The organism is Paenibacillus sp. 4624 (assembly GCF_050435065.1).
Taxonomy (GTDB): domain Bacteria; phylum Bacillota; class Bacilli; order Paenibacillales; family Paenibacillaceae; genus Paenibacillus; species Paenibacillus amylolyticus_D.
Map to the genome: position 1 here is coordinate 436704 of NZ_JBNDJR010000004.1, position 23273 is coordinate 459976.

The 23273-nt window shown below is 42.1% G+C and carries 20 protein-coding genes; 6 read left to right on the top strand and 14 right to left on the bottom strand.

The genetic code is table 11. The annotated features are described in order from the left end of the window. Positions 1-83: 83 nt before the first annotated feature. Entirely contained in the window at positions 84-1685 is a 1602-nt protein-coding gene (locus ABIE27_RS12440; RefSeq protein WP_429350613.1) for a helix-turn-helix domain-containing protein, read from the bottom strand. A 427-nt stretch (positions 1686-2112) separates the two neighbouring features. Here ABIE27_RS12440 and ABIE27_RS12445 point away from each other — a divergent pair, with 427 nt between their 5' ends. The 4 genes from ABIE27_RS12445 (at position 2113) to ABIE27_RS12460 (ending at position 5178) form a co-directional block, all read left to right on the top strand. Then, on the top strand, positions 2113-2532 hold the full coding sequence (locus ABIE27_RS12445) for a MarR family winged helix-turn-helix transcriptional regulator (protein WP_123064238.1): 420 nt from the start codon (positions 2113-2115) through the stop codon (positions 2530-2532). Between the two features lie 24 nt (positions 2533-2556). Next, complete coding sequence (locus ABIE27_RS12450) at positions 2557-3207, top strand: nitroreductase family protein (protein ID WP_123064237.1); 651 nt, start codon at positions 2557-2559, stop codon at positions 3205-3207. A gap of 114 nt (positions 3208-3321) precedes the next feature. Beyond that, the gene (locus tag ABIE27_RS12455) at positions 3322-3618 is read left to right on the top strand and encodes a putative quinol monooxygenase (protein WP_123064236.1); all 297 of its coding nucleotides are present in this window, start codon (positions 3322-3324) and stop codon (positions 3616-3618) included. A 159-nt stretch (positions 3619-3777) separates the two neighbouring features. Continuing rightward, a complete protein-coding gene (locus tag ABIE27_RS12460; RefSeq protein ID WP_429350614.1) occupies positions 3778-5178 on the top strand; it encodes a prolyl oligopeptidase family serine peptidase in 1401 nt (466 codons plus the stop codon). A 109-nt stretch (positions 5179-5287) separates the two neighbouring features. On the opposite strand, the gene ABIE27_RS12465 is transcribed toward ABIE27_RS12460, so the two are convergent. The 5 genes from ABIE27_RS12465 to ABIE27_RS12485 all read right to left on the bottom strand — a co-directional run bounded on the left by ABIE27_RS12465 (position 5288) and on the right by ABIE27_RS12485 (position 11584). Then, complete coding sequence (locus tag ABIE27_RS12465; protein WP_123064234.1) at positions 5288-6643, bottom strand: FAD-binding oxidoreductase; 1356 nt, start codon at positions 6641-6643, stop codon at positions 5288-5290. A gap of 188 nt (positions 6644-6831) precedes the next feature. Beyond that, positions 6832-7353, bottom strand: coding sequence for a MarR family winged helix-turn-helix transcriptional regulator (locus tag ABIE27_RS12470; protein ID WP_123064233.1), 522 nt, complete (start codon positions 7351-7353; stop codon positions 6832-6834). Between the two features lie 48 nt (positions 7354-7401). Next, positions 7402-8211 (bottom strand): lysophospholipase, encoded by an 810-nt coding sequence (locus ABIE27_RS12475; protein WP_429350615.1) that lies wholly within the window; start codon positions 8209-8211, stop codon positions 7402-7404. Positions 8212-8532: 321 nt separating this feature from the next. Beyond that, positions 8533-10956, bottom strand: coding sequence for a flavocytochrome c (locus tag ABIE27_RS12480; protein ID WP_429350616.1), 2424 nt, complete (start codon positions 10954-10956; stop codon positions 8533-8535). Between the two features lie 13 nt (positions 10957-10969). Continuing rightward, positions 10970-11584: an NADPH-dependent FMN reductase gene (locus ABIE27_RS12485; protein WP_429350617.1), complete on the bottom strand. Its 615-nt coding sequence runs from the start codon at positions 11582-11584 to the stop codon at positions 10970-10972. A gap of 181 nt (positions 11585-11765) precedes the next feature. On the opposite strand from ABIE27_RS12485, the gene ABIE27_RS12490 reads away from it, so the two are divergent. Continuing rightward, positions 11766-12695 carry a LysR family transcriptional regulator gene (locus ABIE27_RS12490; RefSeq protein ID WP_123064229.1) on the top strand — a complete coding sequence of 310 codons (930 nt, stop codon included), beginning with the start codon at positions 11766-11768 and terminating at the stop codon, positions 12693-12695. A 12-nt stretch (positions 12696-12707) separates the two neighbouring features. Continuing rightward, the gene (locus ABIE27_RS12495; protein ID WP_429350618.1) at positions 12708-13646 is read left to right on the top strand and encodes an FAD:protein FMN transferase; all 939 of its coding nucleotides are present in this window, start codon (positions 12708-12710) and stop codon (positions 13644-13646) included. 64 nt (positions 13647-13710) lie between these two features. Here the strand turns inward: ABIE27_RS12495 and ABIE27_RS12500 are convergent, their stop codons facing one another. The 8 genes from ABIE27_RS12500 to ABIE27_RS12535 form a co-directional block, all read right to left on the bottom strand. Continuing rightward, positions 13711-14034 carry a YxeA family protein gene (locus ABIE27_RS12500; protein ID WP_429350619.1) on the bottom strand — a complete coding sequence of 108 codons (324 nt, stop codon included), beginning with the start codon at positions 14032-14034 and terminating at the stop codon, positions 13711-13713. 15 nt (positions 14035-14049) lie between these two features. Then, positions 14050-15975 (bottom strand): FtsX-like permease family protein, encoded by a 1926-nt coding sequence (locus tag ABIE27_RS12505; RefSeq protein WP_429350620.1) that lies wholly within the window; start codon positions 15973-15975, stop codon positions 14050-14052. Beyond that, complete coding sequence (locus ABIE27_RS12510; protein ID WP_123064225.1) at positions 15972-16751, bottom strand: ABC transporter ATP-binding protein; 780 nt, start codon at positions 16749-16751, stop codon at positions 15972-15974. The genes ABIE27_RS12505 and ABIE27_RS12510 overlap by 4 nt, the downstream gene beginning before the upstream one ends. Before the next feature lie 192 nt (positions 16752-16943). Further along, positions 16944-17981, bottom strand: a complete 1038-nt coding sequence (locus tag ABIE27_RS12515) for a sensor histidine kinase (protein ID WP_429350621.1) — start codon at positions 17979-17981, stop codon at positions 16944-16946. 10 nt (positions 17982-17991) lie between these two features. Next, on the bottom strand, positions 17992-18675 hold the full coding sequence (locus tag ABIE27_RS12520; protein WP_123064223.1) for a response regulator transcription factor: 684 nt from the start codon (positions 18673-18675) through the stop codon (positions 17992-17994). A 391-nt stretch (positions 18676-19066) separates the two neighbouring features. Beyond that, entirely contained in the window at positions 19067-19735 is a 669-nt protein-coding gene (locus ABIE27_RS12525; RefSeq protein ID WP_429350622.1) for a Type 1 glutamine amidotransferase-like domain-containing protein, read from the bottom strand. A gap of 40 nt (positions 19736-19775) precedes the next feature. Further along, entirely contained in the window at positions 19776-20807 is a 1032-nt protein-coding gene (locus tag ABIE27_RS12530) for a serine hydrolase domain-containing protein (RefSeq protein WP_429350623.1), read from the bottom strand. A gap of 13 nt (positions 20808-20820) precedes the next feature. Beyond that, a complete protein-coding gene (locus tag ABIE27_RS12535; protein ID WP_429350624.1) occupies positions 20821-23232 on the bottom strand; it encodes an excinuclease ABC subunit UvrA in 2412 nt (803 codons plus the stop codon). Positions 23233-23273 lie beyond the last annotated feature (41 nt).

Sequence of the window (23273 nt, forward strand, 5' to 3'; positions counted from 1 at the left end):
AATAATAATAATCATTATCATTATGGTAGGGAAAAGCAAACAAGCTTTCCATGGATTATTCCACTCTCTTTACGTGTAAAATATCACCCTAAGGCAACACCAAGCTTCTTGGCTACATACTTCATAGCCCTTATACGTCCGGTTGGACCCAGCGTTTGGAAGAAAATATCCCCTGCATCATAAACACGGCCTTCCAGTACAGCCTTGCATGTCATCCACTCATCAGACTTCAGCAAACGTTGCAATTGAATACGGGCTTCTTCTGTCGGATCCACCATAATAAATAGATGATCCGCGTTGTATAACTGCACATCATTGATGTTCATCTCCACAGCCCACTGTTCGCTTGGGTAATCCTCTGGCATATGTAATCCCATATCGTCATACAGCAAGGAACCCGTCTGATTATGCAATCCATACATTCGATAAAATTGGGAGGAAACGCGGATAAACATAGCGGACTGCCTTCCCCATTCGGAGTGAATACGCTTTTGAAGAACATGGCTTAAATCCGCATGCTGTTCAATCCAGCGAATAGCATGTTCTTTACGTCCCATAATATCCGCCATATACAGCAGACTTTCGCCAACTTGATTCGTGTGTTTAAGGATAGCTGTAGGAGCAATGTGATGCAGGGATTCATTCGGTTTCATACGGTCACTCGTAATGATTAAATCTGGCTGCAATCTCTTCAACTTATCATAGTTCTGACCGGAACTGTCCAGAATAAGTCCTTGAAAAGAATTGGCTTGATGTGCAGGCATTAGGGTAGGATGAGCTACTCTCTGAACATAAGATAAAGCAGACACAGGTTTCAATCCGAGTGTTAGAACAACATCATCCAACCCATAGTACAATGTTGCAATACGGCTAACTTTATTTTTCATATAAAAAGCTGGAGCAACACCTTCATTTTTCTTAAACACCCGGCTGAAATAGTGCTCGTCCTTGTATCCGACCTGCTCCGCGATCATCTTGATTTTGTCTGTAGAAAACAATAGCTGTTTAGCCCTATTCATCCGTAGTTTCAGGATATAATCGATCGGTGTCATCCCAAATTGACGTTTGAATGATCTTATAAAATGATTCACACTAAGTCCTGCCAGGCGGGCCATGTCATGTATTCGAATTTCCTTCGTATAGTGATGTGTCATATAATCTATGGCCAGATCCATTCCTGCCTGAGGTTGACTAAAGGGTTGCACATAAGTCATCAACTGTATTAGTAGCTGGTGCACAAGATATTTCTTGCCTATGTTTTCCGATTCTGCTCCAGTGAAATTTTTATAAAATAATCGATCCATCTTTTCTTGAATATCTCGCCTAATGGAAGAAAGTTTGAGCTTCCCCGTAATGGGAAAATCAAAGGCCTCGGTTCGCCATACATTATGCGTTCGAACAAGTCCAACACCGGAAAATAAGATGAGCTGATATCGGACCGGGGCTTCTATATCCGTCTGTAATTCCACGTGCATACCTGGGCTAAGCATAAACCAATCGTCGCGGGACACCGTATGCATTACATTATCGATTGTCAAAGTCCCTCTGCCATCCATTACTCTGCATACGGCAAATCTTCTCCATACCCTGTGCTCGGCTTGTCCTGGAATGCCAGCATATTGGCAGATGTGAACAGACGAAAGATATAGTTGCTCCAGTCGTTTAATCCAGTCATTACTTTCCATGATAACTCCCTTTCCTTATGATAAGTCCTGCTTCTCACCAGATTAATAATTTGTTTTTTCCGTTTCACTAGCAAAAGCCGACACTTTTTTATTTTCATTATAGTTTGAATGATAATAATTCTCAATAAAACTCATGCCGAGTTAAATTATTCTTTTAGGGACAACCTATATTATTAACCTCTCCTTTTTATGAATATCTACGATAAGATAGTTTAAAAAAATCCATTTTTTCTTTTTTTCAACCTGTTGCATTCTTATCTATGACATGTTATATTAATTGAGCCATCAATGATTGACGTATCAACTATTGATCCATCAACGATTGAGAGAGCTACAGAATCATGAAGCAATGGCATTGTATACTGGCAACTTTAATTATTTGTTAACATACGCCGTTGTTGATTGGATTCACCCGGGAGGTCTAGTCATGACACGTATGGTTTCCAAAGAAGAGCAGATCATTAATCTGCTGAATGTGCTGGGGAACAAAATCAGTCCCAAGTTTGAACGCTGTACCGGGATCAGTTCCTCTCGCTTTGAAATTCTGCACGAGCTGGATCAGGTAGATGAGATCAACCAATCCATGCTCCAGAAGATCATTAACATCGACAGTGCAGCAATTACACGCCACCTGAAACAACTTGAAGCGGATCAGATGGTTACAAGACGCAAAAATCCTGAGGATAATCGGGTAACTTTTGTTCGTCTAACGGATCATGGGCGCAAACAGATTGAAGGATATAAAGCAGAGAAAACCAATTATATTCATCAGATTCTGGATGGTTTCAGTGAAGATGAGATTCAGGCACTGGCCGATTTCTTGGAACGTATGCAAAACAATTTTTAAACCATATATAGAGGAGAGATTCCCATGTCTACAACACAAAGCAAATTCCAAAAAACAAATGATTTTAACGAAATTACGTACGGTCGTCGTTCCGTCAAATTGTATGATCCAGAAGTAAAAATCAGCCGTGAAGAAATGACTGAAATTTTAGCAGAAGCTTCCCGTGCTCCATCTTCCGTAAACATGCAGCCTTGGCGCTTCCTTGTTGTTGATACACCTGAAGGCAAAGAAAAGCTCGCACCACTTGCTAAATTCAACCAAAATCAAGTGCTGACTTCTGCCGCTGTAATCGGTGTGTTTATCGATATGAAGAATGGAGAGTACTTGGAAGAGATCTTCGGTAAAGCGGTAGAGCATGGATATATGCCTAAAGAAATCGCTGAACAACAAGTGAAAGTGGTTAAACCTTACTACGACCATATGCCTGCTTCCGATCTGCGTGACGTTAACCTGATCGATGCTGGTCTGGCTTCCATGCAATTGATGCTGGCTGCACGTGCTCACGGTTATGATACAAACCCAATTGGCGGATACGAAAAAGCACAAATCGCTGAAACATTCGGCATGGATAAAGACCGTTATCAACCGGTTATGCTGATCTCGATCGGTAAATCTGCCAAAGAAGGTCACCCATCTTACCGTCTGCCTGTAGATACAATCACAACTTGGGCATAATTAGGCTCAAACAACATTTGCTTTTAAGTTGCTCAAACGACTTCAATAATAAGGATTAGTGGAGCACTTGATTTTTTACTCATATATACAAACTACTTTCTGGAGGTCACAACTATGATTATCATTCACGCACATTTGCAAGTACAAGCCGCTCAAGAAGAAGCTTTCCTGGCTGCTGCCAAAGAACTGATCGCTGCGACACGTCAAGAAGAAGGCAACATCAGCTACGATCTAGTGAAAAGCACAGAACGTGAGCAAAGCTACACGATGATCGAGCTGTGGAAAGATGAGCCAGCAACCGCTGCCCACAACGCTAGTGCTCACTTCCAAGCGTTTGTTCAACAAGCTGCGGCATTCATGGCTGCACCAATGAACGTAGAAGTGTTTGCCGGCGAAGCAGTTAAACACTAATACACATAAAAAGAACCGTTTGGATCTCACCTAGAGGTGATTTTCAAGCGGTTCTTTTGCGTGTTAAACAGCTGGAAATGGTGCAATATTTCCTATGCTCCTCCTGAAATGGTACAATAAGAAAAGCGACATACATAATATATTCGGAGGTATATGCTGATGAAGATGAAAAAAGGACTGCTTTCAGGTTTCCTGGTTCTGGCTTTAACTTCCACTCTTCTCGTATCTACAAATGTAAGCGCAAACAATTCTGTCGACTCACGCTCTCCTCTCTCTTATTCCCTCGTAACCAAAGGTTATGACTGGGGTCCTGGTGTTTACAAGATCATTCTGGATACAGGCATAACCGTTCAAGGAAATACACTGACCAAAGACACATTCAAGGTTTTTGCAGAACGCAGTTATCCAATGATAAATTTTCAAACACAGCAAAAGTATGATGGCTCCGACAGCAGTAGCCGAACGATTGAGAAAGTTTACCTTTCGGACAAAGATGGCAACAAAACTTCCCTGTCCACAGGACAATATATTACGATAGAGATGAAAGTCCATCCCGATCTAATGACAACAAGCCCGTTTATGTTTGATCTACAGTCATTTACCAATAAGTATGTTGACCTTCAATATACGATTGTTCAGCAAAAATCCCTTCAAGATAACATGGGCAATGCCATTGAGCATATGACCACAAGACCAGACACCCCGCATACCATGATCGAACAAGGTGTTGATGTGTTTGATACATCCGGCAAATTCAGTTACAACGACTCCAAGTTCGGTCAGATTAATCTAACGTACGCTTCCTATATGCCGGAAACCAGCAAGAAAAAACCGTTGATCATTTGGCTTCATGGTGCCGGTGAAGGAGGTACTGATCCGAGAATTGCCCTGCTGGGTAATAAAGTGACAGCTTTAGCCGATGAATCTATCCAGAAGTATTTTGGTGATGCCGCTGTATTGGTGCCCCAGACTCCAACCTTCTGGATGAATGATGGAACCGGGCAATATACCAAAGACGGAAAGAGTATGTATACGAAACCGCTAACCGCGTTGATCAAGCAATACGTGAAACAGCATGCAACGGATATTGATACAGACCGAATCTACATTGGCGGTTGCTCCAATGGCGGATTTATGACTCTGAATATGCTGCTTGCGAACCCGGATTACTTCGCAGCTGCTTATCCTTCCGCAGAAGCTTACGAGGATCGTTTGTTGACCAAACAGGATATCGTTAAACTGAAAAATATTCCGATCTGGTTCACGGCTGCAGGAGCGGATCAGACGGTGGATACGTCCAAAACATCAACAGCTACCTACAAGCGCCTGGTTGCTGCGGGCGCCAAAAATGCTCATTACTCCTATTTTGATAAGGTGCTGGATATGAGTGGAGTATACACCAAAGGAAACGGCGATAACACGCCATATGAGTACAACGGGCACTGGTCCTGGATTCCTGTTTTAAACAATGACATTGCCAAAGACTTCAATGGTAAACCTGTGAAAATCAAAGGTAAAACCGTAACGCTTATGGAGTGGCTGGCTAACCAGAAAAAGTAACAGGCCAGAGCATGTGCACTTCGCTGGAGCCGCAACATGCGGCTCCTTTTCCATTATATTCATTTTTTCAATAACACCATTCTGATTGATCTCGCTTCCTTTTATATAACTACAGGCCACGTGCCGGAGGAATGCTTTGCGGGTTGTTGAACACATTTTGGGGATCGTACTTGGCTTTGACTCTGCGTAATCTCGCATAGTTCGCCCCGTAATACACCGGACCTGAACGTTTGATGCCTTGATCCGGTACATTAATGTAGGAACCGACGATGTAAGGCTGTAATTTTTGGCGTGTGTTACGCACAATGGCAATATTTTTAGCCGCCTGAGACGGTTTCGTCCAGGAACTGTTCCATTCCACATAGAACTTGGCTTTACGCCAGTAGAATGCTGTGGAGGTAGGTGATTTACGACTGACAGCTCCGCCCCAGTTGAGGAAAAAGAATCCGGCGAACTCTCCTTCCACATTTTCCAGAAACGCTCGCATCGATTTGATGGCCCGATCAGGAAACGGCTTTCGTCCAAATCCAGAGGAAAATTGATTACTGTATCTCTGAGTAAGTACAGGATCTGGAGGTAGAAGAAAAGTAACAGCCTCTGTGTAAGGCACTGAACGTATGATCGTCTGGGAAGGTGTGCCCGTGCTGGTCATTGGCTTTAACAAACGCAGTGCCTCGGATTTAGAACCCAGAAACAAACCTTCCATACTGACATTGCCACCCTTTTTGGGCCCGATGGACAGTTCACTCCCCAGCCTGGTATCAACGGAAGGCGCCCACTTTTGCCACACTTTGAGCACTTTCTCGAACTGAGCCCAGGGCCAGGTAATTCGATATACTGTCGCTCTGGCTGGCGCCCGGCGTACTTTGAATTTGTAACGGGTGTAGACCCCGAAGTTTCCTCCGCCGCCACCTTGCGATGCCCAGAACAGATCTGCATTGCATTTTTTGTTCGCACGAATGATTTTCCCGTTTGCATCCACCATCTCAAATTCCAGCAGATTATCACTGATCAGACCAATCGTTCGTTGAAGAGGCCCAATCCCTCCCCCAAGTGTAATACCACCTATACCAACGGTTGGGCTATCCCCGAATGGAGCGATAAACCCCTGACGTGCAAGTGTATGTGCAATTCGCCCAACACGGTTGCCTGCTCCCACAACCACGGTTCCTGTCTTTTTGTTCAGCTTGATGGTGTTCAGATCACTAACATCAATGACAATCCCGCCATTCACCTGTGACAGATTAACCTCAAGCGCATGTCTTCCACTCCGCGGCCGGATGGGTACATTATTTTGGCGAGCCCATTTGATGGCGTTGGAGACATCTTTCGTTTTTTGAGCAAAAACGAAGACTTTAGGGTACCTGTCGGTATGCGGGTCCCAGTTTTTACGTGCCGCTTCATACCCTGGGTCACCTTTGAATATGACACGTCCGGTCAGTTTTGTTTTAATATTTGTTTTCACACATCCCACTCCCTGCGTTTAGCATCGTTATACAGCATTGCTGCATTAGGCATTTTATACTGTATGACCGACACACGCGGAGGGAATGGGCTACGGACTGTCCTGTAAGTAAAAAATCCCCTTAAAGCGGATAGAGCGCTGTAAGGGGATTACTTTCATTTCATAATTGTCGTTCAGGTAATGGTGAATTAGTCGCTATATGGCTCGATTTTAATGAGTTTGCGCGGTTCTTGTTCTTTTTCACCGTACCAGACGAGTACATCAGCGAACAGATCCATGATACGAATAAAGCTTTTTTTGTCGGCTTCCGTAATCTGATCTGCGAGCTTAAATATGTCATCAAAACAAAGCTCACGAACAAATGCGGTGTACTTCGTATATACCTCCCGCCCTTTGGCAGACGGTTTGACATAAATATCTTTGCGGTTACCACTCAGATGATATTTTTCAAGCAGTCCTTTTTCGGTCAGATTTTTCACATTTTTGGAAAAGGTGCTACGGCTAACGCCCAAACGTGCGGCCATCTCGGACATCTTCTCTTCCTGATCCTCTGCTTCCAGAATATATTCAAGCGTCTGAATCTGGGCTGCAGAGAACGTCATATCTGTTCCGTAACTTCGTTGCAGCTTGTAGGTGTTCGAGTAAGCATTGCCGTACTTGATGATCTTCTCGACAAGCTCCCGATGGTCACCCATCCAATCTAATTTCATGCGTAATCCCTTTCGTCTTCGAATTCTCTCTCTATTACTCTACTGAAATCAGATTCGTTTTTCAATCCATGAGATCGCTTCTTCAATCACTTCATCCCGCGCCGTTTCGTTAAAAATTTCATGCATGAGATGTGCATAGATTTTCAGTGTTTTATCTGTCGAAGCGATATCTCCGTAAAAGTCTCGGGAATCCTTTTCGCTAACCAGTCCATCATTCGCTCCGTGTAACACAAGCACCGGATCAACGAATTGCTTTGCATGTTCTTTCAGCCATTCTACTCCATATCCCAGACTGTTAAACAAATCTACGGAAATCTGCTTTTCTACCAGTGGATCACTCGCGTAAGCGGATACAACTTCAGGAACGCTGCATACGCCGCTGCCAAGTTCATTCGGGAAATAGGTGCCTGCAGGCAGATCCATCGGCAGGTCCCCAGCCACCTTGGTATTATAACGAGTAAGCGCTCCCGACAAAACGATGCCTTTTACTTTTCCCGGATATTTCGTTGCAAATGATGATGAAGCAAAGCCACCCATACTATGTCCAATGATATACAGTGGGGTATCTCCACTTTCTTGCAAGGCCACCTCTACTACAGCGTTGACATCATCGATCAAATGATGAAAATCACTGTAAAATGTGCGCTGTCCTTCCGATCTCGCATGACCCCGATGGTCGAAACGATATACGTTGAATCCACGCTCGTTCAGTTTCTCAGTCAAATAATCATATCGGCTGGCATGCTCCGCCAATCCATGTACAATGACTACGGCTGCCTTCGCATCCTCAACTGAATTTTTGCTGAAATAAAGCTGTGTTCCGTCAAAGGATTTTAGTGTTGTTTCGATGCTGTTCATCGTGTATCCCATCCTTTTTCTTATTTTTATGTTCGTTATAAATAATATTGTTTCTTACAGAAACAATATATCACTCTTTCCCAGCACGTGTCTACAAATTTTTATAGCGCTTACATTTTGAATTTGTGGAAGTTCCCCTTTTACACGCGTCAATTTTATATTGTCTTGCAACGCTATATGTTCCCGTCGTAACGAAGTTATTCTCAACGTAAAAAGACCCGATATACACGCTGAAATCCTCATGTATAGCGGGTTATTCAAATTATGAAATTTGTATCCAATATGCATGAGGACTTTAATTCTTTTTGCCGTTTCTCAACATCATTCTATTTCTTCAACAGCCGTTTTACCGGCAATCCGTCCAAATGTGAAGATATCGGTCAAGGCATTACCGCCCAAACGATTACCTGCATGTATCCCTCCTGCTACTTCCCCGGCGGCGTACAGATGAGCAATCGGCTGACCGTTCTCATCCAATACACGGGTTTGAGTATCAATCTTGATCCCGCCCATCGTATGGTGTACGGCAGGTTTTCTAGGCGTAGCGTAAAATGGGGCTTTTTCCACTTTTAAGCTAAACGTATCCTTGTGGAACTCGGGATCAAACCCTGCATCCACATAGGAGTTATACTTATCAATCGTTGTTCTGAGAACCTGAGGGTCCATACCCACTTTCACTGCCAGTTCTTCAATCGTATCGGCTTTAAAAAGAGTACCCGCTTCAACCTGCCGATCTATCTTTTCTTGGCTGGTATTCGCTGCGGTTTTCTTGATCTCATCGTCAGCGATTAGATAAAATAAACTTCCCTGTTCAATGGCCGCTTTAGTCAAGACATCCCGTCCAGAAAATTCATTAACAAAACGCTCACCTTTTTTGTTAACAATGACAAAGTTCTCAGGTGGTACTTGCAGTCCACTGAACAGTTCACCAGTCTCTGGATCGGCTACAGGCATCATTTGTGTGAAACCCATTCCTGTTAATGCCGCTCCTGCGCTTTTGCCAAGTGATATCCCATCCCCTGTCATCGCATAGGAATTCGTCGTTTTGATATCATCATCGATGTGGCTCCAGTACGTGTTATATTCCTTGAGCATCTGCGTATTCGCACCAAACCCACCACTAGCAAGCACAACGGCTTTCGCATGAACGGTGATTTTCTGTCCGTTAACTCCAGTTGCAATAACACCTGCTATTTTTCCATCTTCGATGATTAACTGTTTAACCGGAGTATCTGTAATAATTTGTCCGCCATTTTCTTCTACATACTTGCTAAGTGCGATGATAAAGGCTGAGCCATAACTTTTGACAGGTTTATGACCACGTCGCCACAGGGCACCCACTGGAGCAAATACGATGCTCTTATCATATTCGACCCCGATATCTTCAAGCCACTGCACACTTTCCAAGGCACGGTCCGTAAGTACTTTGACCAGATCATATTGTCCGTAGATCGTATTGCCATTCAAGTCCGTTCGTTTGCCCCCGAAATAGGTTTGCATTCTGTGAAGCAACGGAGAGTCGAATAAATAAGCCTTTTGTGTACCGAACTTTTCCTGATATGCTCTAAACTCTTCTTTTAGAGCTTGGAAATCATCTATATATTCGGGATGGATCAGGCTCTCATCCGTACTTAATAAATTTTCAATGGTCTGTCTTTCTCCTGGATTTTCGTTAAACTGCTGTTGCCATACCGGATCTGCGGCATTCACAGGGCCACCTGAACGAATCGTATTGCCCCCCACAGCTGGATATTTCTCAAGCACAATCGCACTGGCTCCATGTTGTAAAGCTGTTGCAGCAGCACTTAAACCCGCGCCGCCTCCCCCTACAACGACCACGTCACAAGTATATTCCTCATCATCCTTCATCTGGCTGCTGGCAGGTTTTGCACGTCTTTTCAGGATATCCGGATTCACGCCGGCAAGCTTAACCGCTTTGGCAACACCGTTAATGACCGCGTTACTCGTTTCAGAAGCACCGGAGAGCGCATCCACATTGAGTGTCTGTCCTTCGATAATTTTATTCGGGATTCTTACAAAAACAACATCGGCGATGCCTTCGGTTTCTCCTTTCGAATCGATGTCGATGCTTTCAATCCGATTCTCACTAAAGGATACCTTCATTGGAAGATTCCCACTGTGACCGATGGCATTGACTTCATACACACCTGGTTTATAGGTGAACTCTTCTTCCTCGTTGAGCTGATTGGATATTTTCGCAAAACGGAGGAACCGCAAGAAACAAACCTCCAGGAAATCAATCGTGCCTTCATTGTTCAGGTTGCCTGCTTCATCAAACGCTTTATGTGCACTGCCCAGCAAAAATTCGTATCCTGGCATCACGTTCGCTTCAACACCCGGTGCATCTAGAATTTGACGAAGATGAAGCTGTGCGCGAGAGGAACCTTGCGTTCCCTGTGACGCACCAATAATCATAACGGGCTTCCCTGCCAGCGGATGGATTTCAAAGCTGAGCCATTCGAGCAGACTTTTAAGGGATGAAGGGATGGAATGATTATATTCTGGAGTTGCAATGATAACGCCATCACTTGCGATAATTTTTTCATTAAACGATTGTATAATGGCACTGTTCGTTTGGTTATCGGATTGATTAAACATCGGAACATCGGTAATATCGAGAACTTCAATGGCTGCTCTGGACTCGAAATGTTTTTGCATGAACTGAAGCAGCTTGCGATTATACGATTTCTTTGCATTGGTGCCCACGATTGCTATGATTTTCATTGTAGTCAGCCTCCTACTCTTGCCAGGAAAATTTTTTCGTTTTTTGCTTCAACTTCCGTTTGGACAGCAGTTCCGCGGTGATCTCCGTAAACAAAACAAACTCCCTGAAAATCTCTTCAAGCTCTGCTACTTTCTCTGCACTGATCAGACTGCCACTGTGATCAAATGCACTCTGCGATTTTCCCAAAAGAAACTCACTGCTAGGCATTAATCTCGCTCCAAGCTCAGGAGAATCCAGAATTTGTCTAAGATGTGCTTGCGCTCTGGAAGAACCAAGTGAGCCATGTGATGCACCCACAATCAGAACCGGCTTGTCTTTCAACGTTTGAGTGGTATAACTGATCCATTCCAGCGCACTTTTGAGCACAGCAGGGATCGCATGATCATACTCCGGAGTAGCAATAATAATGCCCTTTGCGTTAGAAATCTTCTCCAGTAAGTCCTGCACTTTCTCTGGAATGTCAACTTCAGCATCTTCTATTTCATCCTTTTCAATAAAAGCAGGCAGATCCTTAATTTCAAACAAGTCAATCTGAGCCTCATCTGCAAAATGTTTTTGCATAAATTGAAGCAGCGTGCGGTTCGTTGATTCATCTGAATTCGTGCCGACAATAGCTAAATAATTCATCGTAATCCCCTCTCTGTCATTCGAAAATAATGTTCGTCAATGTCAGACTCGATCTTTCGGCATAACTCTAACATACGAAGGCTCGAATGATCTAATAGTTATTCATTGCAGTTTGATAACCAATTTGTTATAATCACCTCAAATTCAAAGTTTGTTATTTTTTTCACAAAGGGTGAATGACATGTCTAAATTAGAATCGCAGGATATTTTGTGTTACATCGACAGCCTTTTAAAATACAGCAATTTTAGCAAAGCGGCCCAATCCCTTTATATTTCTCAGCCCTATCTGACCAAGGTAATCAAAAAAGTCGAAAGTCAGTTGGATTGTGAGCTGATCACTCGCAACAAGCTTCCGTATCGATTAACCGAACAGGGAAAAATCTATTATCAGTATTTAACATCGCTTGAACATAGCTACGCCAAGCTCATGAAAGAAATCTCCTATGCATCGGATATCGGCAATAAAGTGTTACGAATCGGAATTCTGCCCAGCCTGGGTTCCTATTTGACACCCCTTTTCTTACCTGCATTTTTAAAGCTTCATCCTACTTATAAGATTAGTCTGATAGAGGATCTGCCTGAAAAAAATGAAAAACGGATTCAAAATGTTGAATTGGACTTCTGGATTGGGCAAAATTCGAGCAGTATTTCTCCAAATCTAAATGCGTTTAGTTGGGGCAAACACAGTTACCGGGCGGTTATTCCCCGCGGCTGTGAACTATATCAGAAGAATGTTGCCGTCATCCCGGAGGGAACGTTTGATATCCCTACCATTCTGAGCCAACAGCTCGTTTTAACGTCCAAAGGCTCTGCCGTCCGTAAACAAATCGATCAATTACTTAGTGTGCACAAAATACAACCGAGCATCGTGATGGAAAGCAACGAAATTCATACGGTGTTGAAGCTTGCCAAACAGAATATGGGCCTGACGATCATTCCCGAGAGTGTCCGGATTGACGAGTCTCCTTCCGAATACAACATCTACCCTATCCCGATTGATAAGATGAGTCTGGACTATTTTATAGCACATCATAGCGAAAGAAAGCTGACTAGTGTGGATCATGACCTTATCCATACTTTTCTCAATCATGGACAACAATGCGCAGTGTAGGAGGAGGTTTGCATGAAATCTTTTACGAAAATGATCCCTCTCATGGGAACAAAAATCTCTCTATATATCGAGGGGGAGAATGCAGAAGAGCTTGCTCAGGAAGCGGAGAACATGCTGTTCTATTACGAGAAAGTCTTTAGCGCCAATAGTGATCACTCACAGCTTGCGATGTTGAAGCAAGAAGCCGCCTCCCGTCCGCTCCAAGTCGACAGGGAACTGTATGATCTCATCAAGATAGGCAAAGAACACAGCCTGAAGGAAGATTCTTTTTTAAATATTGCGATTGGACCATTAATCAAATTGTGGAGAATCGGTTTCCGCGAGGCACATGTGCCAGAGGATATAGAGATTAAGAAGGTGCTGGCGCTCTTAAACCCTGAACATATACAGCTCGATGATGAGCAGCACACCGTGCATTTATTAAAAAAAGGCATGGAAGTCGACCTTGGAGCCATCGCTAAAGGTTATTTTTCCGATCAGGTGATGGCCTTTTTCAAGAAAAACGGAGTAACCTCAGCTATGGTCGATATGGGCGGAAATGTGCTTGTTCATGGCGATTCCCCTTCTGGCTCAAGTCACTGGAATGTGGGGATACAAAATCCCTTTTTACCCCGAGGTCATGCAGCAGCACTCGTCAGAATCAGAGAGCAATCCATCGTTACCTCGGGCATATACGAGCGCGTTTTAGAAAAGAAAGGACAGCAGTACCATCATATCTTTAGTAGCAAAACAGGCTATCCCATCGAAAATAATGTCGCTTCTTTGACCATTATTGCGGATAGATCGCTGGACTGTGACATCTATACGACAGAATTATTCGGGTTAGATGCCGCCTCCGTTATTCATAAAGTGAATCAAATGAAACATATCGAAGCCGCCGTGATCACGACAGATGGAGACATGGCGTACACTGACAATCTGAATGGAAGAATCCATCCGATATCAAGCTAACGTTAAGAGATCGTTCATGTTATTCTTTTGATGTCCTGCGCATCATGATCATCTTTTCTAACGTTTATTTCGTTGGCATTTCATCTTCTTTTATCAATTTGTAGTCTGCTGAATAGGTACCTTTGGTGAGCACTTTCACGAATGTACCTTGATCGAGTCGGGTACTGGTGCTGTATACTACTTTTTTGGTCTCTCCAGTTTCGGTGACACCCTGCTCTCTATACTTATATCTCCCATCATCATCTTCAGGTTCAGCTTGAACCTGAACATATACATATTCCTCTTTAATCAATGGGTTAAAACGATCCAATGGTTCACGCATAAAGATATAGAGGCCAGCGATCATAACCATACCAACAAGACAAGAACTTAGAATCCTTTTGTTCATTTGTTGTTTTCCTTTCTATAGTGCATTAGTGACGATCCTTTTGTAGTACCGGATGGTTACAACCATAAACACTAAATAAATGATGATATAAGCTGCCATACTGATGAGGATTGGAGTCAGCATGCTCGCCGCGATGAGAATTGTACTTACCTTCAAGGCAAAAGCAGCATGAGTTAACCCCATTCCCAGCGGGATTAAAAATATAAAGATTTGTTTACGGATGATGCCTTTCATCATATCCCCTACCTGGAATCCGAGCTGTCGCAGTGTCCGATAATGAGATCTCTCTTGTTCGGCCTCGGTCATCTGTTTAAAGTACAAAATACTTCCGGTGGAAAGGATAAAGACCAAACCTAAAAATCCGGCAATGAAAATGAGCATTCCAAAGTTTTGACGTGATCCCTCATAAGCGGAATAAAAGTCGGTGAGATAACGATCTTTGTCAACATTCTCGTTAAAGATGCTAGAAGCATCAGCTGATCTTTCCTTATCCAATATGTTAAAAACCTCAAACGTCACCGATTTTTTGTTCTCATCCTCCTGAATGCTGTCCCTCATTCGCTTGAACGTTTCTTCAGAAACCAGTAATTGATCTCCACGGAAAACGTAATTCATGACATTCTGAAGCTTGTTCTTGGAGACGGTTAATAGATTAACTTCATCGTTGGATGCATACTGCACCTCTTCTAGAGGCGGAACTTCCATTCCCTCGATTACTGCTCGCGAATTATGATAAATGGCTTCATTTTTCAAGGGAAGTTCCACCTTTAATCCAACCTGCACCATCTGCTCTGCGGAGAAAAGCAAAAAGGGTCTGTTGCTATGACTTGGTTTGGACTGCTGTTCATAATCCACCCATGAGCCATTAAATTGAATGGCATCGACCTGGTGTTGATCGAATGCAATCTGTGCCGTTTCTAACTTACTGGATATCACAGCGGCATCTTCTGGCATATCCACTGCAAAATCAAATGGCATCGCCAATCTGACATCCTTTTCAATGGAATAATATAATGAATATGAGAGCGAAATCATCGTGATTGTCATCGCAGATAATATCGTGATTAACGTTAGCGAGTTGGCGTGACCTTTCATTCTGTGCATTAATGGTGCTATCGAAAGGCTGTTAACCAAGCCAAGGTTTCCATTTTGTCTTTTTCGATAAACAAATAATATCCAGCTAACCGTTGTATGAAAGGTCAAGTAAGTTCCAAGTATGGTGCTGACGAGCACGACTAACATCAGAAAAATCAGAGCATCTGCATCGTATCCAATAAAGGTAGATACATAATAACCAAGCCCGATCAGACACACCCCTGCCAGCCCTAAAATACCTGACACGATGCTGGGACGTTTAACCAATGGATCATGCCTATGATTGGCCTGAAACAATTGCAACAACGTACTGCGGTAGATCGTCCATACAATTTGGAAAGAAGTGATCACAAGCAAGCAAGTAAACACAGCAATCGTTTGAAGTAATGCTTGACCGGAAAAGGTTAAACCGATCTTGGCATCAAGCCCTAAGATGCTCATTAACAGTAAGAGGAACAGTCGCGAGAGCAAAGTTCCAACCACCGTTCCGATCAGTAAAGCGCCTAGACCAAGAATACTATGTTCCAAGATCAATACCCGTGCGACCCAAGCCCTGGACAAACCAATCAACTGGTATAATCCAATCTCTTGACTACGCCTTCTGATAAAGATATTTGTCGCATACATCGTAAACACAATCGTTATAAGAATAAGCAGGATGCCTGCAATTTGAAAAGCTGTTGAGAAATTCATGCTGGATTGAACCGTCTCCATTACGGTTTGATCATTTTGCAGAGTAGATAAGATAAAATACAAACTGATGCTGAAGATCATCGCGAAAAAATAAAGATAATACATTTTGATATTTTTCCGCATGCTACGCATGACGAGTTTTCGTATGTTCATTGAGGACCGCCCCCTCCAAGCACGGCCTGCATATCCAGAATGTCTTTGAAGAAAGATTCTCTCGTTTTCTCTCCCCGATACAATTCAGCAAAAATCTTACCATCCTTCAGAAAAACTACTCGGCTACAATAGCTGGAAGCCAGCGGGTCATGAGTAACCATGATAATGGTAACGTGCCGTGACTGGTTGATCCCATGTAAATTTTCGAGTAAATTGGAAGCGGCTTTCGAGTCCAGAGCACCCGTAGGCTCATCTGCAAAAACAAGTGATGGAGAGTGAATTAACGCTCGTGCCGCGGAGGTACGTTGCTTTTGGCCGCCTGAAATTTCAGTAGGATACTTATCCGCTAACTCTTCAATGCCTAAAATGGCTGCAATCTCAATAAACTCATGTTCAGCTTGGGTTTTACTTATTTTTGTTAACGATACAGGAAGTAAGATATTCTCTTTGACCGTTAACGTATCGAGCAGATTGTAATCCTGAAAGATAAAACCTAGATGTTGACGACGGATATCGGAAAGTTGGTTATCCTTCATTTTAGAAATCTCATGCTCTTGTATAAAGATCTTGCCATCGGTAGCCCGGTCAATCGTCGCTAATGTATTGAGAAGTGTGGTCTTACCCGAACCGGAAGGTCCCATAATGCCGACAAACTCTCCCTCAGTCACACGAAGGTCAATGCCTTGTAATACCTGTTGTACATTTCCTTTTGAACCATATGATTTACGCACACCTTCTGCATTCAAAACGGTTTTCGGTATCTTTTGTTGTGTCATCCCATGCACTCCAATCGAGTTGTTCTATATACAGTGTAGTTCTTTTCGGCGTCTGGGTCGTAAGCTTTAGATGATAAAACAGTCTCAAATGTGATATTTTCGTCACCTTGCCGATTCACTGGAATACTTGTGCCCAATTAAAAAAACAGCCAGGCTGTAGAAAACATCCTGACTGCTCTATGATTGCCTCACTTATAGTAAGGTTCGTCTAAGCTGTTCAAACGGGTTGTCACTCTTGAATATCATCGAGAACGATGTTCCTTCCCCCACAGCTGAAGCAACTTCAAGTTGCAAATGTAACTTCTTGCTTATGTCTTTCGCTAGGTAAAGGCCCATTCCAGTAGCCGAGTTCTGTATTCTCCCATTTTCACCTGTAAAACCTTTATCAAATATGCGAGGTAGATCATGTACCTGCATGCCAGGTCCTTTATCTTGGATGGTAACAATTACAGATGCATTATCATGGAGACCTGTATGAATAATTAGATTTCCGTTGGTTGGACTGTACTTGATTGCATTCGTTAAGATTTGTCTGATCACAAATCTACACCACTTTTTATCGGTATACACGGTAGAGGCAGTGTCTCCCGTCAGCTCAATGGATATATTTTTTTCCATACACCATATCGATAACTCACGAATTTCTGCTCGTAACAGTTCTTGTACTCCCAGCTTCTCTGGTAGTAAGTCAGCGTCCAAATTGGCTAATCGTGAAATATAAAGCTGTTGATCCACTAATAAGTGCATCCTGAGCCAAGACGCATTTAACCGGCCAGCCAGCTCATTCGAACGATGGGCATCCATCGTGATTTTCATCGCCGTAAGGGGTGTTTTCATTTCATGTACCCATGAGGCAAGATCCGTATGTTCCATGCGTTGGGCGGATCGATTCTCGCGGCGCTTGATTTGATCATGTTGATGAATATTTTCCAATAAAGCATATACCATAGCGTCAGGAAAAGAACTTTTAGGTTTGGGGATGTCTTCAAACCAGTCTTCCTCGATGCGATTAGAAACGGTGAGCAATGATTTATAATAAGATGTTTCCTTTTTATATCTCCAAACCAAGAAAGCCAAAAAGATAATGAGAAATAATGAATTCAAATAGATGAGAGACTGTGCCTCCACAGGGATGCCAGCATCCAGTTGTATTAAGACATTGGTCAGCAGAAGCAATAAGCCAATTAAGGCGATCCAGCTTTTTTTATACTTGAGATAAGCAATGAACAATGGGAACCTCCTAAAGAGTAACGGCCATATACCCCAAACCTTTTTTCGTTACAATTCCATCAGCCAAGTTAAGGTAGGACAGCTTTTGACGTAATCTTGTGATGTTTGCTGTCAAGGTATTGTCATTAATAAACTGATCATCATCCCAGAGCATCTGCATCAGTTCATGGCGTGAGATGATTTTGTTATTGGATTTCACTAAAGCCGATAGGATAAAAAATTCATTTTTGGTCAAGTCAATCGTCTTACCATCTTTATGAATTTCACCACTTTTCAAATCAAGTATCGCTTGATTCCATTCCATCACATCGGAGGAAGCCTCCTCATACGTGTAGGTTCGACGAAGAATAGCTTGCACCTTGGCAATCAGTACATCCATGTGAAATGGTTTCGGAACATAATCGTCTGCCCCCAAATTCATCGCCATCACCATATCCATCGGATGATCTCTGGAGGAAAGAAAAATAATCGGCACTTTCGACACGGCACGGATCTCTCTGCACCAATGAAATCCGTCAAACTTCGGAAGCTGTATATCAATAATCACCAGATGGGGCCGCTGTTCAACAAAGTCATCCATTACACGTCCGAAATCCGTTGGACTGCTAACTTCATATGACCACTGACTCAATCCTTCTCGAAGTGCTCCAAGAAGAAGAGCATCGTCCTCAATAATAAAGATGTTCATATTCATCGTAACACTCCTTATCTATATACATATCCATTCTAAAGTAAAAACGAGCAAAAAAACACCGAGAAGAACTAGGCGTCCTTCATTGACGCTTCCTGAGGATACAACTCGTATCTAAACTGAATTAAGGATTTTACACAAGCCACTCCGATGACAGAATAACCTTCCTATCGCTGTTATCCCCAGATTTTTTGATTCCCTTTTCCAAAGGGAAAATCCGGTGATAAAGGCGACCGCTTCGCTTTTTCAGGTTTTTTCTGTCCTCTCCGTTAAAGTGTAAATGAATAGTTCAACATATAAAGCATTCAAAACCTATAGAGTTCAAAAAAACCGCCATTGAAGGCAGTCTATAAAGAAATGTTTATTTCTGCATTAATAAATGACAGTATGTATATCAGAGTGTTTCAATTAATTTCTGAATCTTAGATTCGGAAATAAAATATACTGGGCCTAAGATATCTATTTTGCCTTTCTTTACACGAATAGCACTCTCCTGCTCTGCCGCATAAACATTCATCTCTTCAGATAGTGGAAACAGGTATCCTTTAACAAACGTGCTGTAGTCGCGTCTAGCATGAGATTCATAAGCAAAATGATCAAAGCTCAGACCCTCATAAAACGTAGTTGTTTCATCCTTAGGGTTAGCATCAGCCGAAGATATCCATTTTGCAGCCATATTTAATGCACCGGCACTTGCACCGATGATAACGGCGTTACTGTTCTTAATCATATCGGATAGTTCATATTCCGCCAAAAACTTGTGCTGCTGAACAGGATCTCCACCACATAGAAAGATGACAGAAGCGTTCTGAATGAGCTGCTGAGCCTCTTCTTTCTGCATACGATAATCAATAAAGTGATGTTCATCAAAACTAAGATTAGCCTGAGTTAACCATGTCCATTCCGTTAAATCATCAAAGTTCACTTGCTCTCCTTCATAATCAGACGGCTCAGCGCTAATCATCACAAGCGATTTTCTATCTGTGATATCCTCTTGCAATCGTTCAACCAGTTTCTCTGGAAAAACATCATTAAACCAACTGAAATAATAGTGAGTACTCAAACTGTATTACCTCCATATGTATAATTGAAGTTTCAGACGACTATCTTGTCACGGATGGAATAATGAAGTCACGAATGATTGATCTTGGATTCTTCCAATTTCGTGCAGCAACCTTTGCCGTAATAACAACGACTACATCCAATTCAGGAATACCAAAAATGTATTGCCCTCCCGCACCTGCTGCAAAAAACACCTTGTGACCTCTTTCTTCGCTTATCCACCAATGATAGCCGTACGTTCCAATTGACTCCGACCCAGCACTTTTTTCACTGGTTGAATCTTCAACCCAAGAAGAAGAAATGATCTGTTTATTGTCCCAAACTCCGTTATTCAGATATAAGTACCCGAGCTTCGCCATATCCCGTGATAATAACTTTAAATCACAAGCTCCATATGGAATACCCTTAGGGTCAGTGAGCCAAGTTCTCTTTCGAATACCGAGAGGAGAGAAAAGATGTTTGTCAGCAAACTGTTCAACTTCTTGATTCGTTACTTGGGCTACTATGGCAGATAATAAATGTGAATCCGGACTTTTATACTGAAAGCTCCCTTTTAAGGCAGGATTAACGGGTAGTCTTAGGATAAAATCAACCCAGTCATTACTGCGAATCAACCGATCTGACATTCTTTCAACTAACCAACGATCGGTTTGCCAATAAAAACCTGAACACATTGTCAACAATTGTTCAATAGACGTTTGTCCCACTAAAGAAGTTCGATTAGAAATGTATTCGGTGAATATATCCCCTAACTTCTCATCAACTCCAGATAGATAATTTTCATGAATTGCAATTCCAACTAATGTAGAAGTGAAGCTTTTGGTCACAGACCTCATATCCATTAAGTTTTTCTCATTAAATCCATTAAAGTACTGTTCATAAACAATAAAACCATCTCTAATTACAAGCACACTGTTCACATTACTAAAGTTCCGGATAATGTAATTGTTAGCTTTTGCAAGGATATCTTCATTCATTTCTTTCGCACCTGGCGCGGAAGTCTGCCAATCATCGGTTGGCCAGTAGCTACGTTGTATTGATTTGATTGATTTGTTTTCTTCAGAATCTTTCATGATCTCTCCCGATTCATAATTTTAGATATTTCGAGATTACTGATTCCTTATTATTCACTATATCTTGGGGCGAGCCTTGAGCAATTACACATCCCCCCTTATCTCCACCACCAGGTCCAAGTTCGATAATCCAATCACAGAATGACAGAAACTCTGGATCATGTTCTATAACGATGACCGTGTTCCCTTTTTGGGTTAAATCTTCTACTAATAACATTAATTTAGAAATATCAGAAGAACCCAGGCCAGTAGTTGGTTCATCAAGAACATAGAGCATGTTTGATTTCCGAATATGACCTAGTTCTTTCGCCAGTTTTACTCTCTGAGCTTCACCACCACTTAGAGAAGGAGTTGGCTGTCCTAACTTCAAATAGCCCATTCCTACATGCTCAAGAGTATGCAACATATGCACAATCGACCGATCATTTTTAAATATTTTTGTAGCATCCGCGATTGAAGAATTAAGAATATCGAATATATTGTTATCTTCATATTTCACTTCTAGTATTTCAGTTTTGTATCTTTTACCGTTGCATCCCGAACATTCGCGAGTAACCCCGCCTATTAATTGTATGATTCCCTCACCCTTACATCTTTCACATTGTCCATCAGGAGAATTAAATGAAAAGTGTCCGGGACTGTACCCTCTCTCCTCAGCCAGAGGCTGCGAAGAAAATACCAGACGTATTTTATCCCATATTCCAATATAACTTGCAGGTATAGATGTTTTATGCCTTCCAATTGGGGACTGGGATACGGCAATACAGCCTTTCAACTCCTGATATCCCTCTAATTCACAGCTTATTAATTCATCGCGAATTTCAGAGTCGTTCTCATCCTCATTAATATCAGTCGACTTTTTAAATCGCTGTTTTAAAAGGGGAACCATTGTATCTGATATCAAGGAACTCTTTCCACTTCCAGATACTCCCGTAACACCTATTAACAAACCTAAAGGGATACTAACCGTAAGATTTTTAAGATTATGAACATTTACATTCTTAAGCGTAAGTTTTGGAGTAATATCAGTAACTCTCCGATAGTGGTTCACTTCTTTTCTTGGCAAATCATATTGCTTTGATAGATATTTCCCTGTAATCGATTGTGTTGCTTGTAACATATCTTCGACGGAGCCTTGGAAAACAACCTCCCCTCCTTTTTCACCAGCATGTGGTCCAAGTTCCAACACATAATCCGCAGCCTTGATTACCATAGGGTCATGTTCTACTACAATAACGGTGTTACCTGCTTGTTGTATTCCCCTTAATTTATGAATAATCAATTCCTTCTCGATTTCATGAAGACCAGAAGTTGGCTCATCGAAAATATAGGTTAACGAATCAAAGGCAGATTCGATGTGATACATGAGAAAAAGCCGCTGAATCTCCCCTCCGCTTAATGATGGTAAACTTCTATTAATCGATAGATGAGACAAGCCCAATTCAATAAGAAGATCAAGTCGTCTAACAATTAGGTTTATAATCACTTTACCGTTCGCAGGAATCTGTACTGATTGTATAGTATCGCCAAAAAAAGCTTTAAGCTCACGGATACTCATATTCCCTAAATGACCGACATGCTTATCATTTATAGTCACGCTGCGAGCTTCTTCTCCAATTCGAAAACCCATACAAGTTGCACAAGTTACCCTTGAACAAAATTGAGTTTCTCCAACGCTTCGTGCTCGATCTGTAGAACTCATTCTTCTTTGTATACATGGCAATAGACCTTCAAATACATCATGCATTCCATAATACATGAATTGTTGTGCTTCATCAGAAAGACGACAAAAAGGTTGTGTAAGGTCAATTTTAGTGATATTTGCAAAGTTACTAAGTTGAGACACTAGTGACTTCCCGAAAAAACCTAATCCTTCGCATATTTCTAGTACATTTCTATTTTTATTTGGTATAATCTTATCCTTTATTAATTCGAGGCTATATCCTCGACCTCGACAATCTAAACACATCCCGAGTCCTGTATTAAAAGAAAAATAGGGAGGAGTGAGTCTGCTTTCCTGAATCCCACACTTCTCACAATACAAATTGCAATCAAGTGTAGTATTACATCTTGAGCATGTCATTTGCCCTTCAAGTGAGAAAAGTTGTCCCAATAATTGACTGATATATGTACGTGTTCCTACTACACTACGGGGGTTCGATTGCCGAATAATTCTTTGCTCAACTGAAATCGTTGGTGACAGACCCGTAATCTCGTCAAAATGGTCTTCTTGATTGGTTTGTCCAAAAAAGCCGATCGATTGAAGGTAACGATTACGTCCTTCCTCATAAAGGATATCAAAAGCAAGTGTTGATTTCCCTGATCCACTGACTCCTGTCACTACAGTGAGTTGCCCCTTTGGAATGGTTACGTTTATATTTTTCAAATTATGTTTTCGAGCATTCCTAACCTCTATATATTTCATTTTAATCCACCCTAGTATAGAGTATTTTTCATTCATTGTAC

Coding starts and splice junctions, on each gene's coding strand:
- ABIE27_RS12520 (WP_123064223.1), bottom strand. CDS start 18,675: ATGAATATGAACATCTTTATTATTGAGGACGATGCTCTTCTTCTTGGA.
- ABIE27_RS12495 (WP_429350618.1), top strand. CDS start 12,708: ATGAAATCTTTTACGAAAATGATCCCTCTCATGGGAACAAAAATCTCT.
- ABIE27_RS12455 (WP_123064236.1), top strand. CDS start 3,322: ATGATTATCATTCACGCACATTTGCAAGTACAAGCCGCTCAAGAAGAA.
- ABIE27_RS12530 (WP_429350623.1), bottom strand. CDS start 20,807: ATGAAAGATTCTGAAGAAAACAAATCAATCAAATCAATACAACGTAGC.
- ABIE27_RS12450 (WP_123064237.1), top strand. CDS start 2,557: ATGTCTACAACACAAAGCAAATTCCAAAAAACAAATGATTTTAACGAA.
- ABIE27_RS12470 (WP_123064233.1), bottom strand. CDS start 7,353: ATGAAATTAGATTGGATGGGTGACCATCGGGAGCTTGTCGAGAAGATC.
- ABIE27_RS12500 (WP_429350619.1), bottom strand. CDS start 14,034: ATGAACAAAAGGATTCTAAGTTCTTGTCTTGTTGGTATGGTTATGATC.
- ABIE27_RS12440 (WP_429350613.1), bottom strand. CDS start 1,685: ATGGAAAGTAATGACTGGATTAAACGACTGGAGCAACTATATCTTTCG.
- ABIE27_RS12445 (WP_123064238.1), top strand. CDS start 2,113: ATGACACGTATGGTTTCCAAAGAAGAGCAGATCATTAATCTGCTGAAT.
- ABIE27_RS12485 (WP_429350617.1), bottom strand. CDS start 11,584: ATGAATTATTTAGCTATTGTCGGCACGAATTCAGATGAATCAACGAAC.
- ABIE27_RS12460 (WP_429350614.1), top strand. CDS start 3,778: ATGAAGATGAAAAAAGGACTGCTTTCAGGTTTCCTGGTTCTGGCTTTA.
- ABIE27_RS12480 (WP_429350616.1), bottom strand. CDS start 10,956: ATGAAAATCATAGCAATCGTGGGCACCAATGCAAAGAAATCGTATAAT.
- ABIE27_RS12475 (WP_429350615.1), bottom strand. CDS start 8,211: ATGAACAGCATCGAAACAACACTAAAATCCTTTGACGGAACACAGCTT.
- ABIE27_RS12510 (WP_123064225.1), bottom strand. CDS start 16,751: ATGACACAACAAAAGATACCGAAAACCGTTTTGAATGCAGAAGGTGTG.
- ABIE27_RS12535 (WP_429350624.1), bottom strand. CDS start 23,232: ATGAAATATATAGAGGTTAGGAATGCTCGAAAACATAATTTGAAAAAT.
- ABIE27_RS12490 (WP_123064229.1), top strand. CDS start 11,766: ATGTCTAAATTAGAATCGCAGGATATTTTGTGTTACATCGACAGCCTT.
- ABIE27_RS12505 (WP_429350620.1), bottom strand. CDS start 15,975: ATGAACATACGAAAACTCGTCATGCGTAGCATGCGGAAAAATATCAAA.